Origin of the sequence: Parabacteroides sp. 20_3, assembly GCF_964238835.1 — a bacterium.
GTDB lineage: Bacteria > Bacteroidota > Bacteroidia > Bacteroidales > Tannerellaceae > Parabacteroides > Parabacteroides distasonis.
In genome coordinates this window covers 339,790-357,001 of sequence record NZ_CAXSNO010000001.1, presented here as the reverse complement: position 1 = coordinate 357,001, position 17,212 = coordinate 339,790, and the positions used below count along the sequence as shown (strand labels likewise).

The window sequence follows — 17,212 nt, the reverse complement described above, 5'->3', positions numbered from 1 at the left end:
TTTATGATACTTAAGCTTTGTGTAAAAGAAGTCTTACGATTTCTCTTGCGTGTATTCTATGTGTTTAGAGTAAAGTCAAATAGGGTGTTATTTGAAAGTTATTCAGGTGAAAGAATTTGTTGCAATCCATTTTATATTTATGATAATATTGAGAAAATAGTAGGTAGTAATGTTGAGATTGCTTGGAGTGTTAAGCCGAAATGCAATAATTAATATGCTGATATTAAGTGTGTTAAGAGATTTTCTTTAAGTTATTTTAAATATTTAATGACTGCAAAAGTTTATATAACAAATATTGGAGGATATGATTATATTCCTTTTCGAAAGACCCAAATAGTTATTAATACTTGGCATGCAGGAGGAGCGTATAAGAAAATAGAAAAAGATTTTTATGACATTGGAAGATGTCAGTGGTTATATAATAGATCAATTTTGCATTTCTCTAAGGCTACTTCTTATTTTTTATCATCGAGCTATTCTACTACAAAATGTATGAGTTCTGCGTGGAATTTGCATGAGGATAAATTTGTTAAATTAGGATTACCTAGAAATGATGTGTTTTTTAGTGCTCAAAAAATGAATGAATTGTCAAATTGTATTCGTGATAGATTTAATATTAAACAATCTGATTTTGTCGTATTGTATGCACCAACTTTTAGAAACACGACATCAAGTCCGTCTTATGATTGGAGTTTGAAAGAAAATGAATTATTGGAAGCTGTAAAAAAACGCTTTGCTGCAAAAAGAGTCATTCTATTTTTAAGATATCATATGTGTTTATTTAATAGTCTTTCGTTTAATTCAAAAATGCATGAATATACGTCCACTGTAAGAGATGTTTCAGACTATCCAGAAATGCAAGATTTGTTATGTACTGCAGATATGTTAATAACAGACTATTCATCGAGCGTTTGGGATTATTCATTTACCTATCGCCCTTGTTTTCTTTTTACTCCTGATTTAGAAGAATATAAGAAAAAAACAGACTTCTATACACCTATAGAAGAGTGGGGATTCCCTATTTGCAAGACAAATGAGGAATTGAGAAAACAGATAGAGGCTTTTGATGAGAATAAGTTTAAGCAAGCTATGATACGACATCATGAAAATCTAGGTTCTTATGAGAAAGGGACAGCCACAGAGGAGGTCGCTAAAATTATACTTTCACATATTGATCACTAACTTTATTATGAGAGTTAAAGAATTATTACAAAGTGTCCTTTGTAGATGTGTGATAGAATCGGATCTGAATCGGATAAAGAAAGCGATCAATAAATACTCTGTGATTTCTTTTGATATTTTTGATACTCTTTTACAAAGGAAAGTATCAACTCCTTCAGATGTATTCGACCTAGTGGAAAAAGAATATAATAAATTGAGTTCAATTCCGATTCGGGGCTTTAAGCAAATAAGAATAGAAGCTGAATTGAAATCCAAAAAACAATCTTTAACTGAGGAAACGAATATCTATTCCATTTATAATATGCTACCTTACGATAAAGAGGTAAGAGATTTGTTGCTCCAATTGGAATTGAAGATAGAACGCATTGAGCTTTCAGCAAGGCAGGAAATAAAAGCCTTATATGATTATGCTGCCTTTTTAAGGAAAGAAGTTATTATTATTTCGGATATGTATCTTCCTGTTGGTTTTATAGAAGAAATATTATATGCCAATGGTTACCGGTATCATTCTAAATTATATGTTTCATCTGCTACTGGTGTATTGAAATCTACAGGTAATATGTTTCGGTTTGTTTTGAAAAATACAGGCTATAGAACTCAGGATGTTCTTCATATAGGAGATAATATATTGGGAGATTATATTTGTCCTAAATCATTAAAAATTAAATCTATATGTATTTAAAGTACTTTACGTTGTTCTGCGTCCCCTTGGTCTATTTGTTTCGGACAAGGCCTCATGCGGTCGTATCGTTGTTTTTTACCCATCTGCTGCCCATCGTCTTTTTGTACGGAATGCAAACGGGTTTTACCGTTCAGACGTTGGCTTTGTCATTATCAACGCTGCTAATAGTAGAATGTGTGTATGAAATAGGCTATATTCAGAATGATACGGAGACAGTCAAAAGGGATGACAGTCCGACATGGAGACTCAACGGGACGGAACTGGATTTTTATTATCAGCATAAGCGAGTGGTGTATATTTCCCGTATTATCCAGACAATTGCATTTTTAACGATGCTCCATTTCTTTTTCCCCCATGCGCACACTATCTATTTTGCCGTGGGGTTATTGGTGTTGCTCATCTCGTTCTTGCTGTACAATAGTCTTAGTGGATATGTAAAGATGTTTTTGTACTTCATTCTTTCAAGTTTGCGTTACATTATCCCTTTCCTGTTGTTTCCCGAGAACATATCCGTTTCTCTATTAGTGTTATTATTGCTGATACATTCATTTGTACGAACATTAGAGTTTAAATCGTCCAAGCCTCCTTATATAACAACCAATATTTGTTTTCGGAAATATATTATCCGCTACGATGTATCCAGATTGTATGGATTCAGAGTCATCGCTTATTTTCTGCTGCTTTTGGTTTCAGCTGTTTTGTATAGAATCTCATTCTTCCCTTTTTACTATTTACTGATTATGCTTTATGTTCTGTCATTCAGAACAGCGATATATATGTTTAACAAACTAAGAACCCGATAGATTTATTATGAACATCTATTTCATCAATCCCCCTTTCAAAGCCGAATTCGGGAAGTTCTCCAGAGAATCCCGTAGTCCGGCAATTACGAAAAGTGGGGCTTTATATTATCCTCTATGGCTGATTTATGCGGCTTTGTATTCAAGCAAACAGGGACATAATGTCTCTTTTTTGGATGCTCCAGCTAAACAGTTAAATGAGGAACAGTCTTTAAACATTATTCGGAAGACGGATAATGAGCATTCATTGTTTGTTTTAGATACAAGTACGCCTTCCATTAAAAGTGACGTTGCTTTTGCCGGGAAGCTGAAGGCATTGTATCCTCACTCGTTTGTCGTGCTTGTGGGGACTCATCCTTCGGCTTGCGCAGAAGAGACGTTGGGTTATTCGAATGCGGTGGATGCGGTCGCTATTGGGGAATATGATTGTATCGTGAATGAGCTAGCGAATGTTCTGGACGCAGGAAAGGATCTGCGGGAGGTTCGAGGGCTTTGTTTTTGGGACGGGAAGGAGTTTGTACGAATTGCGCATATGCCACCGATGAAGAATTTGGATGATCTTCCTTTTGCCTCACAATTTATCAAGGAACATTTAAATGAGAGGGATTACTTTTTCGCTGCTGCCACATATCCCTCTATCCAGATATTTACCGGGCGTGGATGTCCCTTCCGTTGTAATTTCTGTGTCTATCCGCAAACGATGCATGGGCATGCTTTTCGGGCACGATCCGCAGAGAATGTGGTGGCCGAGTTCGAATACATTGCCGCTAATTTCCCAGATGTGAAGGAGGTAGTAATCGAGGATGATACATTTACAGCCAATAAGAAGCGAGTATTGGACATTTGTCGTTTGTTAGTGGAAAAGAAATTGAATAAACGGTTGAAATGGTTATGTAACGCTCGTGTGGATCTTGATTTGGAAACGATGTTGGCTATGAAAAAGGCCGGATGTCGTTTGATTATTCCGGGTATAGAGAGTGGTAGCCAAAAGATATTGGATAACATCAAGAAAGGAACGAAGGTGGAATATTTCTATCAGTATGTTGCCAACGCTAAAAAGGCGGGCTTGTTGATACATGCTTGTTATATGGTCGGTAACCAAGGCGAAACCCGGGAAACCATGGAAGAGACTCTTCGGTTAGCGTTAAGGTTGAATACGGATACCGCCCAGTTTTTCCCGTTGATACCTTATCCCGGTACGGAGGCTTATCAGTGGGCGAGGGAAAATAACTATATAGAGACGGATTATGAGAAGTATTGTTTGCCGGATGGTACACATAACACCGTATTGTCTTTACCGGATCTTTCCGCAGGGGAAATGGTTGATTTCTGTAATAGGGCACGGAAGAAATATTATTTACGTGCCAGTTACATTTTACACAGGCTGAGAGTCGGTTTGCGTAATCCTTCAGACTTGAAACGTTCGCTTAAGGCATTCGCTAAGTTGAAACGTTATTTATTTAAATAATCATTTGTATTTAACGTGTTGCCTCTTGTATCCATTATAACCCCGTGTTATAATGCGGCTCCTTTTATATCCCAAGCGATTGAGTCCGTATTGGCTCAATCGTTTGGGGATTGGGAGATGATTATTGTGGATGATTGTTCTAGTGATGATTCACTCTCAATCATTCAAAAGTATGCGAGAATAGATTCCCGTATTCGATATTTACGGACGGATAAACCATCCGGTTCGCCTACGTTACCCCGTAATATGGGAATAAAGGAAGCGAAAGGACGGTATATTGCTTTCTTGGATAGCGATGATATATGGTTACCGAATAAGCTAAGCGATCAGTTAAAAGTCTTTGAGAAATCTGAGGTCGCTATTGTTTTCTCTAACTATGAGAAAGTAAGTCTAGGCGGAGAGCGATGCGGGCGTGAGGTAATAGCTCCTTGTGAGGTTGATTATCCTTTGTTATTGAAAGGGAATTGTATAGGATGCTTGACAGCCATGTATGATTCAGCCTTGACGGGAAAGATATTTTTCAAGGAAATTGGGCATGAGGATTATGTATGTTGGCTTTCTATCTTAAAGCAAGGGTATAAAGCGCAGAACACAAATACGGTGACGGCTCTTTACCGAGTTAGTGACCATTCGGTCTCTTCGAATAAATTAAAAGCCATGCGTTGGCAGTGGAACATTTTGAGAAATGAGATGGATTTGCCGGTGTATAAGGCTGTTTATTATTTTATTCATTATGCGATTAGAGCTTTTGCTAAGGCTATGAGGTGATCTTACTCAGTGAAATATTTGTATGCCTTAGATCTAGTGCTTACTCATAGACAAACTGTCTTGTAAAATAGAGGGCGATATTCTACTTCCAGCTTATGGAAAGTAAAATATCGCCCTCTATTAGTGTAGAAAAAATTGAGTATTTCATAGAATGAAAACTATAATCGGAGACTTGTTCCGGAAAAAAGTTCTATCTTTGTTCAACAACAGGTGTGGTAAGAAAAAAGGTTATGACGACTATGCGTAAATTACCGATAGGAATACAGAGTTTCGAAAATATTCGGAATGAGAACTATTTATATGTGGATAAGACTGCCTTGATTTACCAATTGGTGACGAAAGGTAAGCCTTACTTTCTGAGTCGTCCTCGCCGTTTTGGGAAAAGTTTATTGATATCTACGTTAGAAGCGCTATGGTTTTCTGAACTTTATAACTCCTTTTTATTCATCTATATCTGATGAGGAAAGAGGCGTACGCTGAAAAACTGGAGGCTAAATGCGAGGGGAAAGATTAGGAGCGTCTTTTATGTCAAACCCCATTCGTATGTAAGTGAGTTTGAGTATATTTGTGTTGACTTTAAATGTAAATAGATTATATGGAAAAACAAAAACAACAACCCCAGCGGTTGCAATCATTGGATGCCCTTAGGGGTTTTGACATGCTCTTTATTATGGGCGGTGCTTCTTTATTTGTCGCTTTGGCGACATTGTTTCCGAATCCTTTTTTTCAGGCGATAGCCGGGCAGATGGAACATGTGGAATGGAACGGATTGGCGCATCACGACACGATCTTCCCATTGTTCCTCTTTATTGCGGGTATCTCGTTTCCGTTCTCACTAGAGAAGCAACGAGGAAAAGGTATGACGGAAGGGGCGATTTATAAGAAGATCGTCCGTCGGGGGATTACCTTGGTTTTCTTGGGATTGGTATATAACGGGCTATTGTCGTTCGAATTTGACCACCTGCGTTGTGCGAGCGTGCTGGCGCGTATCGGGTTGGGATGGATGTTCGCAGCCTTGTTGTTTGTCCGTTTCGGTTGGAAAGTGCGTGCGGGGATAACGGTTCTTATTTTGGTTGGCTATTGGCTGGCGATGGCTTTTGTGCCTGTGCCGGACGCCGGTGGAGCGGGGCCATTCACGCTCGAGGGAAACTTGGTAGGGTATATTGACCGCCTGTTTCTTCCCGGACGTTTGCACGAGACTGTTTTTGATCCGGAGGGTTTATTCTCCACCGTCCCTGCGATTGCCACGGCAATGTTGGGTATGTTCACTGGTGAATGGATTAAGTTACGGAAAGAGGGGCTGACCGACCGAAATAAAGTGCTTTGTTTAGTAGGAGTGGGAGCTGTATTGTTGATCGTCGGCTTGTTATGGAGCTTGGTCTTCCCTATCAATAAGAAGCTATGGACAAGCTCTTTTGTCTGTGTGGTAGGTGCTTATTCCGTTTGGATGTTTGCTTTGTTCTTCTATATCATAGATGTATTGGGGTGGCGTAAATGGACCTTGTTTTTTACCGTGATCGGCATGAACTCTATTACGATCTATTTGGCACAGCGTTTCATCCGTTTCTCCTATACTTCCGAGGCTATATTCGGAGGGTTGGCGAAATTGATGCCCGAGACCGCCCAGCCTTTGGTTAGCGCTATCGCATATATCGCTGTTTGTTGGGGATTCTTGTATTTCTTATATCGCCAACGTATTTTCTTGAAAGTATAATAGACGGATGGAGAAGAAGAAATTAAATCGGTTGGAGTCATTGGACGTACTCCGTGGCTTCGACCTTTTTTGCTTAGTGGTGTTGGAGATGGTGTTGCATCCGCTGGCCCATGCGATTGATATGCCTTGGTTTAATTCTTTTATGTGGGGATTCTCGCATGTGGAATGGGAGGGATTCTCTACGTGGGATCTCGTGATGCCCTTATTCTTATTCATGGCGGGAGTTTCCATGCCTTTCTCTTTGTCTCGTTATAAGGATATGCCCGATAAGATGGCGGTATATCGGCGGATCGGGAAACGGGTGCTACTGCTTTGGGTCTTCGGTATGATGTGCCAAGGTAATTTATTGGCTTTGGACCCGGACCGGGTTTATTTGTATTCAAATACTTTGCAGTCGATCGCTATGGGGTATTTGATTGCTTCCTTGTTATTCTTGTATGTAAGGATACGGGTACAGATCGGTATAGCGGCGGCTCTTTTATTAATCTTTTGGGGAGCGATGGAGTTTATTACGGTCGGTAACTATGGGGGAGGTTCGTACACACCGGATAGTAATTTGGCCGAATGGATCGATCGCACCGTACTGGGACGTTTCCGGGATGGGGCGACGGTGGAGAACGGGGAGGTGATATTCGCTACTTGGTATCGTTATACATGGATACTGAGCAGCTTGAATTTCGGGGTAACCGTGTTGACCGGGTTGTTCGCCGGATATATCCTAAAGAACAAATTATATTCCGAGCGGCTCAAATTACGGATGTTATTCGGTATTGGTCTGGGTATGGTTATCGCCGGATGGCTTTGGGGTATCGAGCTTCCCGTTATTAAGAAACTGTGGACTAGTTCGATGGTATTGGTGAGCAGTGGGTACTGTTTCTTGCTTATGGGGTTGTTCTATTATTGGATCGACTATAAAGGGCATCGAAAGTATACGACTTGGCTGAAAGTGTACGGCATGAATTCAATACTGGCTTATATGCTTACTAACGTGGTAAGTTTTAGGTGTATCGGCGAATCCTTGTTTTTCGGAACCCAGCAATATTTAGGAAATTATTATCCGGTGCTCATTGCCATGTGCAATGTATCGGTAATTTATGTACTTTTGTATGCGTTTTATAAACATAATATTTTCCTTAAAGTATAGAAACAAGAAAACTTAGATCGAAGAAAGATGGAATCAATCAAACAAATATACCGGATGGGTCATGGCCCTTCAAGCAGTCATACTATGGGGCCGATGCGTGCGGCACAAATGTTCTTGGAACGTAACCGGGGCGCTGTTCGTTTTAACGTAACCTTATATGGTAGCCTAGCGGCTACGGGAAAAGGCCATATGACGGATGCAGCTATTCTTGAGGTATTACAGCCGGTCGCGAAGACAAATATTACTTGGGAACCCAAGACTTTCTTGCCGTTTCACCCGAACGGGATGTTGTTCGAGTCGTATAATGAGAGTGGCGAGGAGCTGGATACGTGGACCGTATATAGTATCGGCGGGGGAACCTTGGCGAACGAGTCTTTCAATGAGTTGAGGACGGAGCAAGTATACGATATGCATACGATCAAGGAGATACAGGCTTGGTGTGAGAAGACTGGCCATTCCTATTGGGAATATGTCGAGCAGCACGAAGGCCCTTCTATCTGGGATTATCTGGCTGAGGTATGGGAAGTGATGCAGGATGCGGTTCGTCGTGGTCTGGAAGCGGAAGGCATCTTGCCGGGAGGTTTGGGCATTCGTCGTAAGGCTTCCGATTATATGATCCGTGCGAAAGGTTATGGCAGCAGTATCAAGAGCCGGGGAATGGTGTATGCCTATGCCTTGGCGGTGTCTGAGGAGAATGCGTGCGGTGGGAAGATCGTGACCGCTCCGACTTGTGGTTCTTGCGGTGTAATGCCTGCGGTCCTTTATCACTTGAAGGAGACGCGTGAGTTCCGTGATTCCCGTATATTGCGTGCGTTGGCTACGGCAGGCTTGTTTGGAAATGTGGTGCGTACGAATGCCTCCGTATCGGGGGCAGAGGTAGGTTGCCAAGGTGAGGTTGGAGTGGCTTGCGCTATGGCTGCCGCTGCCGCCAGTCAGTTGTTTGGTGGTACGCCCGCGCAGATCGAGTATGCCGCCGAGATGGGATTGGAGCATCACTTGGGATTGACTTGCGATCCTGTTTGTGGCTTGGTACAAATCCCTTGTATCGAGCGAAACGCTTTTGCCGCCGCCCGTGCACTTGACGCGAATACGTTCTCGAACTTCTCCGACGGAAAACACCGGGTAAGTTTTGATCAGGTGGTTGAGGTGATGCGCCAGACAGGTAATGATTTGCCCAGTCTTTATAAGGAGACCTCGGAAGGTGGTTTGGCGAAGAACATGGAGAACTCGAATAATTAAAAGATACTATTTGATTTACTAATAAATAATCTACTATTGATGATAAACGGAAAGAAAAGCCTGTTTTACACGGTATTGATGGCCGGTGCCTTGATGTCCTGCGGGGGCCCTAAACAGGCTCCAAGCGAAGAGGTAGCGAAGAGTGGTAATCCTGTATTCGAGGGTTGGTACGCCGATCCGGAGGGAATTATTTACGGGGATACCTATTGGATTTACCCGACTACGAGTGATTTATATGAGAAGCAAACCTTCTTCGATTGCTTCTCTTCCAAGGATTTGGTGAATTGGACCAAGCATACCGCTATCTTGGATACGGCAGAGGTGAAATGGGCGAAGATCGCTATGTGGGCTCCTTCAGTAATCAACAAGGACGGTAAGTATTATCTTTTCTTTGGGGCGAATGACGTGCACGAGGGAGAGATCGGAGGTATCGGTGTTGCCGTGAGCGATCGTCCGGAAGGGCCTTATAAGGATTTGCTGGGTAAGCCGCTGATCAACGAGATCGTGAATGGGGCGCAGCCGATCGACCAGTTTGTTTTCCACGACGCTGACAATGATGAGTATTATATGTATTACGGTGGTTGGAAGCACTGCAACATGGTACGCTTGAACAAAGACTTTACCGGACTTATACCGTTTGAGGACGGAACGATTTATAAAGAGGTAACTCCCAAGGATTACGTGGAAGGCCCGTTTATGTTTAAGAAGAATGGTAAATATTACTTCATGTGGAGTGAGGGGGGCTGGACCGGACCGGATTACAAGGTCGCTTACGCCATCTCCGATTCTCCTTTTGGCCCGTTCAATCGTATTGGGGAGGTCTTGCGGCAAAATTTCGATATGGCAAACGGAGCGGGTCACCACTCGATCATGCATGTGCCGAATTCGGAAGATTACTACATCGTGTACCATCGCCGGCCGGCCGGGGTCAAGACACGTGACCACCGGGAGACTTGTATCGAGAAGATGACGTTCAACGAGGAGGGATTGATCAATCCCGTGGAGATTACGACCGAAGGAGTTGAGGCTCGCACGATCCAATAATTATTTAAGAAGGATTACATAGCAAGAAAACTTAGGTTTTATTTGCTATGTAATTTTTTTATACTACTTTTGACGCATGTGTCAAACTATAATGACAAACGATAGTGACAAAACAAAAAATAACATTTAATTATGGAAGCGAAAGACATGAATGAGATGGAGCCTCGCATCATAGAAGCGGCGAAGCGAGTGTTTGTCCGAAAGGGGTACGAGGCGGCTACCATGAGTGACGTGGCGGCAGAAGTGGGTATTGGCAGGACGGCCTTACATTATTATTATAGGACGAAAGAGATTCTGTTCGACGCTATTTTCGGGCAATTGCTTTCTTCATTGTTGCCGAACATCGATCGGGTTTTGGATGAGAAGAGTACGATGCTGGAGAAAATGCCGGTGATCGTTGATCTGTATATGGGAATTGTTCGTGCAAACCCGATGTTCCCGAATTTTGTGGTGGGCGAGTTAAACAGAGATCCAGAACGTTTATTCCAGACCGTGCTGAAAGATCCGAAAAAAATACAGCCCATCTTGCGTCTTCGTCGTCAGATAGAGGAGGAGATGGACAAGGGGCTTCTACGGAAGATGCCGGTCATAGATTTGGTTTCGACCTTGGTGAGCCTAGTGGTCTTCCCGTTGTTGATCCGCAAGCCACTAGCGGCGGCTTTTTTGGATAACGATATGGGGCGGTTTGAGGAATATATGGATAGGCGCAGGGATTTGATCGTCGAGGTAATAACCCAGCTGATGGTCCCGGATGCCAGATGATGGATTTGTTCAATTTAATAAACATATCATAGAGTATATGAGAGGTGTATATGTATTATTGTTAATTAGCCTGTTGGGTTATGCCGGAAGGGTTAGCGGACAGGAATCGGTCACGATCACCCAATGTTACGAATGGGCGAGGGCGAATTATCCACAGATTCATCAAATGGGTTTGATCGATCAGACGGAGCGTTATAGCTTGAGCAATGTGGGCAAGGCTTGGCTTCCCCAGCTCTCGGTAAGCGGTAAGGCAAGCTATCAGAGCGACGTGACGAAGTTGCCTTTGGATGGCGATAAGATCTCCTCGCTTCTTCCCGGCTTTGAGATCCCGAGCTTGAGCAAGGACCAGTATCAAGTCGTGGCGCAGGTGGACCAGACGATTTGGGACGGCGGTAGCACCCGTTCGGCCCGTGCCTTGACTCGTGCCGAGGCGATCGCCAACCGGGAACAATTGGAAAGTGAGTTGTATGCGCTGAACGACCGGGTGAATCAAATCTACTTCGGTTGCCTGCTGCAAGACGAGTTGATACGTCAGAACGCTTTGCTTCAAAAAGAGTTGCAGGTCAATATCGAGCGTATCAAGGCGATGATGGACAATGGCGTGGCGAATCAATCGGATCTGGAAAGTATGGAAGTGGAACTGCTGAATGCCCGCCAAAATGAGATTGAGCTAAAAGCGTCTCGTACGGTATATCGGCAGATGTTGGCGACCTTTATCAATAAACCGCTGACGGATCAAGTCGTCTTGAAGACTCCGGAGTCACCCGAGCGTTCATTGTTCACGCAAATCAACCGTCCGGAATTACGGGCCTTGGATGCTAAGAGCGAATGGATCGAGACGCAAAACAAGCAGGTAACGGCGGGCTTGATGCCTCGTATCGGAGCTTTCGTACAAGGTGGTTACGGCCGGCCGGGCTTGAACATGCTGGAGGATAGTTTCGAGCCTTATTATGTGGCCGGTGTCCGTCTTTCTTGGAATCTGGGGAAGTTGTACACGCTGAAGAACGACCGGAGGAAGATCGAGGTAAGCCGTCGCCAGATTGATGTGCAACGGGAGACCTTCTTATTCAATACCCGCCTGCAACTTTTGCGGCAAAACACGGAGATAAAGAAAATGACAGACCTGATGCGTGCCGATGACGATATCATCCGTCTGAGAACAAGCATCAAGCAGGCGGCGGAGGTGAAGCTGGAGAATGGCGTGATTTCCGTCACGGACCTAATCCGGGAGATCAACGCCGAGGACATGGCCCGGCAAGCCGCCGCGGCGCACCGTGTACAGCGCTTGATGACCATTTATAATTATATGTATACAACGAATTAAATAGAGTATGACAAATACAATTGATTTATGAGACATTTGATTTTTATCAGCTTATGCAGCCTTCTATGGACGGCTTGCGGTAATACAGACAATGATTTTGACGCTTCCGGTACCTTTGAGGCAACCGAGATCTTGGTATCTTCGGAAGCCAACGGAAAGATCATGGAACTGAATATAGAGGAGGGCGATCGCTTGGATGCCGGCGCCATCGTGGGTTACGTGGATAGCACCCAGCTTTTTCTGCGGAAGATGCAACTCTCTGCCAGCCTTCGCTCGGTAGATATTCGCAAGCCGGATATCCGTAAGCAGATCGCTGTCTTGGAACAACAAATCGCCACGGCTAAGACCGAGCAACAGCGACAGGAAAACTTGGTGCGTGCGAAAGCGGGTAACCAAAAGCAACTGGACGATATCGTGAATAACATCAAATATCTCCAGAAACAACTGGATGCCCAATACTCCTCCTTAAGCAAGACGACGGGAGGTGCCGACGCCGAGGCGGAGGGCCTGCAATACCAGATCATGCAATTGGATGATCAACTGATGAAAAGCCGTATCCTCAATCCCCAGACCGGTACGGTATTGGTGAAATACGCCGAGCCGGGAGAGGTGACGGCGGCAGGCAAACCGCTTTACAAGATCGCCGATACGGACTTGCTTTATCTCCGTGCCTATGTGACGGCGGATCAGTTATCCCACCTGAAACTAGGGCAATCTCTCAAGGTCTTCGCCGACTATGGGAATGATCGCCGGGAATACCCCGGTACGATCACGTGGATCTCCGATAAATCCGAGTTTACCCCGAAAGGTATCCAGACGAAGAACGAACGGGCTAATTTGGTATATGCCATCAAGATCGCCGTCCGCAACGATGGTTATCTGAAGATCGGGCAATATGGGGAAACTTCTTTTAATGAATAATGAATAATTAATAATGGATAATGGAATTTATATAGATCATATTTCGAAGAGGTATGGTGGGGTGGAGGCCTTGCGGGATCTGTCGCTGGAGATCGGCTCCGGTGAGTTGTTCGGGTTAATCGGTCCGGATGGGGCGGGAAAGACCACCCTGTTCCGTATCCTGACCACGTTGTTGCTGGCCGATAGCGGTACCGCCTCTGTCTGCGGCTTGGACGTGGTGAAAGACTTGAAGGAGATCCGTCGGCGGGTAGGATATATGCCCGGCCGCTTCTCGCTCTACCAAGACCTGACAGTAGAGGAGAACTTGAACTTCTTCGCTACGGTCTTCAATACGACGATCGAGGAGAACTACGATCTGGTACGGGATATCTATAGTCAGATAGAGCCGTTCAAGCATCGGCGGGCGGGGAAGCTGTCCGGTGGTATGAAGCAGAAGCTGGCTTTGAGTTGCGCCTTGATCCATCGTCCGGATGTCTTGTTCTTGGATGAGCCTACGACGGGGGTCGATCCTGTCTCCCGCTCTGAGTTCTGGGATATGCTGGATCGTCTGAAACGGCAAGGCATTACGATACTTGTCTCTACGCCTTATATGGATGAGGCCTCCCGTTGCGACCGTATCGCTTTGGTGCGTTCTGGGGAATGCCTATCTATCGATACGCCGGTAGGTATCCGTACCTCATTCGATAGGCGGCTATACGCGGTGCGATGCGCGTCGATGTATAAGTTGTTGGGAGACTTGCGGGAGTTCCCGGATACAAACTCGTGTTTCGCTTTTGGAGATGCTCATCATCTTACGTTGAGGAGGGATGGGGAGGATGTCATGAGGCGATTACAGGAATATCTGAAAGGCAAAGGTTACGCAGATGTAAGCATCGAACGCCTTGAGCCAAGCGTTGAGAATTGTTTCATGGCCTTGTAAGAGAGGGGATGTGTCGCATTTCTCCAAGATTCGACCTCGCGTCGGGTGCGAAGTCGAATCTTGGAAAAATACGGGGCTTGCGTCAGGCGCGAGGTCGAATCGCGGAAAAATGCGAGGGCTCGCGTCGGGCGCGAGGTCGAATCTCGGGAAAATGCGGGGCTCGCGTCGGGTGCGAGGTCGAATCTCGGGGAAATGCGGGGCCTCGCGTTGGGCGCGAGGTCGAATCTTGGAGAAATACGGCATTGTAATTATGGAATAAGGATAAATAATGAAAGCGATAGAAGTAAAACAACTGACCAAGCGTTTCGGCACCTTCACCGCCGTCGATCATATCAGTTTCGAGGTGGAGCCGGGCGAGATATTCGGCTTCCTCGGGGCAAACGGGGCAGGGAAGACCACCGCCATGCGTATGCTCTGCGGCCTGTCGGCCCCGACATCCGGCGAGGCCCGGGTAGCCGGTTTCGATGTCTACCGGGAGAGCGAGTCCATCAAACGGAATATCGGATACATGAGCCAGAAATTCTCCCTATACGGCGATCTAAAGGTATGGGAGAATATCCGTCTCTTCGGCGGTATCTACGGCTTGTCTAAACGGCAGCTGTCCCAGAAAACGGATGAGTTGCTGGATATCCTCGGGCTGGAAAAGGAGCGGAATACCTTGGTCGATTCCCTGCCCTTGGGCTGGAAACAGAAGCTATCCTTCTCCGTGGCGATCATCCATGATCCCAAGATCGTTTTCTTGGATGAGCCTACCGGAGGCGTCGATCCCGTCACCCGCCGCCAGTTCTGGGAGTTGATCTATGAAGCGGCTGCCCGGGGGATCACGATCTTCGTCACCACCCATTATATGGATGAGGCGGAGTATTGTAACCGTGTCTCCATCATGGTAGACGGAAAGATCGAAGCGTTAGACAGTCCCTCCGCCTTGAAGCGGGATTTTAAGACAACGAATATGAACCAAGTCTTTCACGCCTTGGCTCGAAAAGCAACGAGAGGAGAATAAACGATGAAACAATTCATATCCTTTGTTAGAAAGGAGTTCTATCACATTTTCAGGGACGCACGCACGACAATGATCCTCTTGCTCATGCCCGTCATCCTGATCATCTTGTTCGGATATGCCATCACGACCGAGATCAAGCGTGTGCCGATCGCTATTTTCGACCAAAGCCGGGATGAGCTGACACTGAAGATGACAGACCGCTTGAATGCCAGCGAGTACTTCGAGCTGTATACGACCGTCGATAGCTATGAGGATGCCGGGGCCTTGTTTCGGCAAGGAAAGGTACACGTCATAGTTGTCTTTCCCCCTCAATACGCTTCCACGGCCGATGCCCAAGTACAAGTCTTGGCGGACGCTACCGATCCGAACGAGGCCACGCAGCTAATCGCCTATTGCTCGGCGATCATCGCGGAACAGTTGAAAGGAGAGTCGGCGGTTGAGAGTAAAGCCGTGACCCCGGTTACCTCTTTGCTCTATAACCCTCAAATGAAAGGCGCCTACAACTTCGTTCCCGGCGTGATGGGCTTGATCCTTATCCTTATATGCGCCATGATGACCTCGATCGGCATCGTGAAAGAGAAGGAGATGGGAACGATGGAAGTCCTGCTGGTCTCCCCGTTGAAACCCATCTACATCATTCTGGCCAAGGCGATCCCATACCTATTGCTGAGTATGGTGAATATCGCTACGATCTTGCTGCTATCCTATTTCCTGCTGGACGTTCCGATAAAAGGCAGCCTGCTGTTGCTGGTTTCCGTGTCCATCCTGTACGCGATCGTATCCCTCTGTCTGGGCCTGCTGATCTCCACGGTAGCCGATACCCAGCAGGCGGCTATGTTGATCAGCGGTATCGCCTTGATGCTTCCGATCATGTTGTTGAGCGGCATGATGTTCCCGATAGAGAATATGCCGGATATCCTGCAATGGTTCTCCCATATCGTTCCGGCCAAATGGTATATCATCGCCGTGAAGGACGTGATGATCAAGGGGCTTCCCGCCGTGTCGATCTTGAAGGAGATCGGGATACTGTCGTTCATGGCGGTCGTGCTGGTATTCTTGAGTGTGAAACGTTTTAAAATACGATTATAAGCTATGTTACGATATTTGTTAGAGAAAGAGTTCAAGCAGATCCGTCGGGACCGGTTCATGCCGAAGATTATCTTCATCATCCCGATCATGCAGTTGATCATCTTGCCTTTCGCCGCTAATTTCGAGATGCGAAATATTAACCTTAGCATCGTGGACAACGATCATTCCGTCACCTCCATGCAATTGGTAGATAAGGTACTATCCTCCGGATATTTCCGCCTGACAGACCGGTCGGATCGCTACGACGAGGCGCTGACCTCGGTGGAGAGCAATGAGTCCGATATCATTCTGGAAATCCCCTCTGATTTCGAGCGGGACTTGGGTAAGGAGGGCAGGGCGGACGTGATGATCGCCGCTAACGCCGTGAACGGAACCAAGGGCGGCTTGGGTAGCTCCTACCTCTCCTCGATTATACAGGATTTCAATAGGGAGAAAGGTTTCGCCTCTATGGGATCGGGCAGGGGAGTGGCTTCGATTAACCTGTTTAATCCCCACTTGAGCTACAAGATCTATATGGTTCCCGGCATCATGGTATTCTTGCTGACGATTATCGGGGGATCGATCTCCGCCTTGAATATCGTGAGCGAGAAGGAGAAAGGGACGATCGAGCAGATAAACGTCTCGCCCGTACCCAAGTCCCTGTTCCTGCTGTCGAAGCTGATCCCTTTCTGGGTGATAGGCTTTGTCCTGCTGACGGTGGCGATCCTCATCGCTTGGCTGATCTACGGCTTGGTGCCGGAGGGGAGTTTCGGGGTGATCTATTTGTTTGCCGCCGTATATTTGATCGCTTTTACGGGATTTGGCTTGGCGATCTCCTCCTTCTCGTCCACACAGCAACAAGCGATGCTTACGGCGTTTTTCTTCTTGATCATTTTCGCCTTGCTAAGCGGATTGTTCACGCCGATCAGCAGTATGCCGGAATGGGCGCAGAAGATCACGCTGGCGAACCCGGTGCGTTATTTCGTGGAGGTGATGCGTATGGTCTATTTAAAGGGGAGCGGCTTTGCCGATTTACGGGGACATTTTGTGATTGTCTGTCTATTTGCTGTTTTTTTTAATCTGTTAGCGGTAATTAGTTATCGTAAAAAGGGGTAGTTCGGAAATAAATGTTTTCTTTGTATCCCGTTTACGGATTATAAACTAATACAGCGAA

General features: G+C 45.6%; 14 protein-coding genes and 2 pseudogenes. All 16 read left to right on the top strand.

Going from position 1 to position 17,212, the window contains the following annotated elements; all coding sequences use genetic code 11:
• Positions 1 to 3 precede the first annotated feature (3 nt).
• The 16 genes and pseudogenes from ACESPU_RS01495 (at position 4) to ACESPU_RS01420 (ending at position 17,154) form a co-directional block, all read left to right on the top strand.
• A pseudogene (locus ACESPU_RS01495) lies at positions 4 to 1,182 on the top strand (CDP-glycerol glycerophosphotransferase family protein).
• Between the two features lie 7 nt (positions 1,183 to 1,189).
• On the top strand, positions 1,190 to 1,864 hold the full coding sequence (locus ACESPU_RS01490; RefSeq protein ID WP_102949687.1) for a hypothetical protein: 675 nt from the start codon (positions 1,190 to 1,192) through the stop codon (positions 1,862 to 1,864).
• Positions 1,865 to 2,674: 810 nt separating this feature from the next.
• On the top strand, positions 2,675 to 4,132 hold the full coding sequence (locus ACESPU_RS01485; RefSeq protein ID WP_057326347.1) for a B12-binding domain-containing radical SAM protein: 1,458 nt from the start codon (positions 2,675 to 2,677) through the stop codon (positions 4,130 to 4,132).
• A gap of 15 nt (positions 4,133 to 4,147) precedes the next feature.
• Entirely contained in the window at positions 4,148 to 4,900 is a 753-nt protein-coding gene (locus ACESPU_RS01480) for a glycosyltransferase family 2 protein (protein ID WP_057326348.1), read from the top strand.
• Positions 4,901 to 5,130: 230 nt separating this feature from the next.
• A pseudogene (locus ACESPU_RS01475) lies at positions 5,131 to 5,310 on the top strand (AAA family ATPase); the annotation flags it as partial.
• A gap of 185 nt (positions 5,311 to 5,495) precedes the next feature.
• On the top strand, positions 5,496 to 6,614 hold the full coding sequence (locus tag ACESPU_RS01470; protein ID WP_128577021.1) for an acyltransferase family protein: 1,119 nt from the start codon (positions 5,496 to 5,498) through the stop codon (positions 6,612 to 6,614).
• A gap of 7 nt (positions 6,615 to 6,621) precedes the next feature.
• On the top strand, positions 6,622 to 7,758 hold the full coding sequence (locus ACESPU_RS01465; protein ID WP_005856430.1) for an acyltransferase family protein: 1,137 nt from the start codon (positions 6,622 to 6,624) through the stop codon (positions 7,756 to 7,758).
• A gap of 27 nt (positions 7,759 to 7,785) precedes the next feature.
• Complete coding sequence (locus ACESPU_RS01460; RefSeq protein WP_008771936.1) at positions 7,786 to 8,997, top strand: L-serine ammonia-lyase; 1,212 nt, start codon at positions 7,786 to 7,788, stop codon at positions 8,995 to 8,997.
• A gap of 39 nt (positions 8,998 to 9,036) precedes the next feature.
• Positions 9,037 to 10,041 (top strand): glycoside hydrolase family 43 protein, encoded by a 1,005-nt coding sequence (locus tag ACESPU_RS01455; protein ID WP_005856433.1) that lies wholly within the window; start codon positions 9,037 to 9,039, stop codon positions 10,039 to 10,041.
• 132 nt (positions 10,042 to 10,173) lie between these two features.
• Positions 10,174 to 10,803 carry a TetR/AcrR family transcriptional regulator gene (locus tag ACESPU_RS01450; RefSeq protein WP_005856435.1) on the top strand — a complete coding sequence of 210 codons (630 nt, stop codon included), beginning with the start codon at positions 10,174 to 10,176 and terminating at the stop codon, positions 10,801 to 10,803.
• A gap of 37 nt (positions 10,804 to 10,840) precedes the next feature.
• On the top strand, positions 10,841 to 12,127 hold the full coding sequence (locus tag ACESPU_RS01445; protein ID WP_373133094.1) for a TolC family protein: 1,287 nt from the start codon (positions 10,841 to 10,843) through the stop codon (positions 12,125 to 12,127).
• A 27-nt stretch (positions 12,128 to 12,154) separates the two neighbouring features.
• Complete coding sequence (locus tag ACESPU_RS01440) at positions 12,155 to 13,048, top strand: HlyD family secretion protein (protein ID WP_022192421.1); 894 nt, start codon at positions 12,155 to 12,157, stop codon at positions 13,046 to 13,048.
• A 13-nt stretch (positions 13,049 to 13,061) separates the two neighbouring features.
• Positions 13,062 to 13,967 (top strand): ABC transporter ATP-binding protein, encoded by a 906-nt coding sequence (locus tag ACESPU_RS01435; RefSeq protein ID WP_373133093.1) that lies wholly within the window; start codon positions 13,062 to 13,064, stop codon positions 13,965 to 13,967.
• Positions 13,968 to 14,235: 268 nt separating this feature from the next.
• Positions 14,236 to 14,970: an ABC transporter ATP-binding protein gene (locus ACESPU_RS01430; RefSeq protein ID WP_080707588.1), complete on the top strand. Its 735-nt coding sequence runs from the start codon at positions 14,236 to 14,238 to the stop codon at positions 14,968 to 14,970.
• Positions 14,971 to 14,973: 3 nt separating this feature from the next.
• Positions 14,974 to 16,059 carry an ABC transporter permease gene (locus ACESPU_RS01425; RefSeq protein ID WP_373133092.1) on the top strand — a complete coding sequence of 362 codons (1,086 nt, stop codon included), beginning with the start codon at positions 14,974 to 14,976 and terminating at the stop codon, positions 16,057 to 16,059.
• A 3-nt stretch (positions 16,060 to 16,062) separates the two neighbouring features.
• Positions 16,063 to 17,154, top strand: coding sequence for an ABC transporter permease (locus tag ACESPU_RS01420; RefSeq protein WP_008771944.1), 1,092 nt, complete (start codon positions 16,063 to 16,065; stop codon positions 17,152 to 17,154).
• Positions 17,155 to 17,212 lie beyond the last annotated feature (58 nt).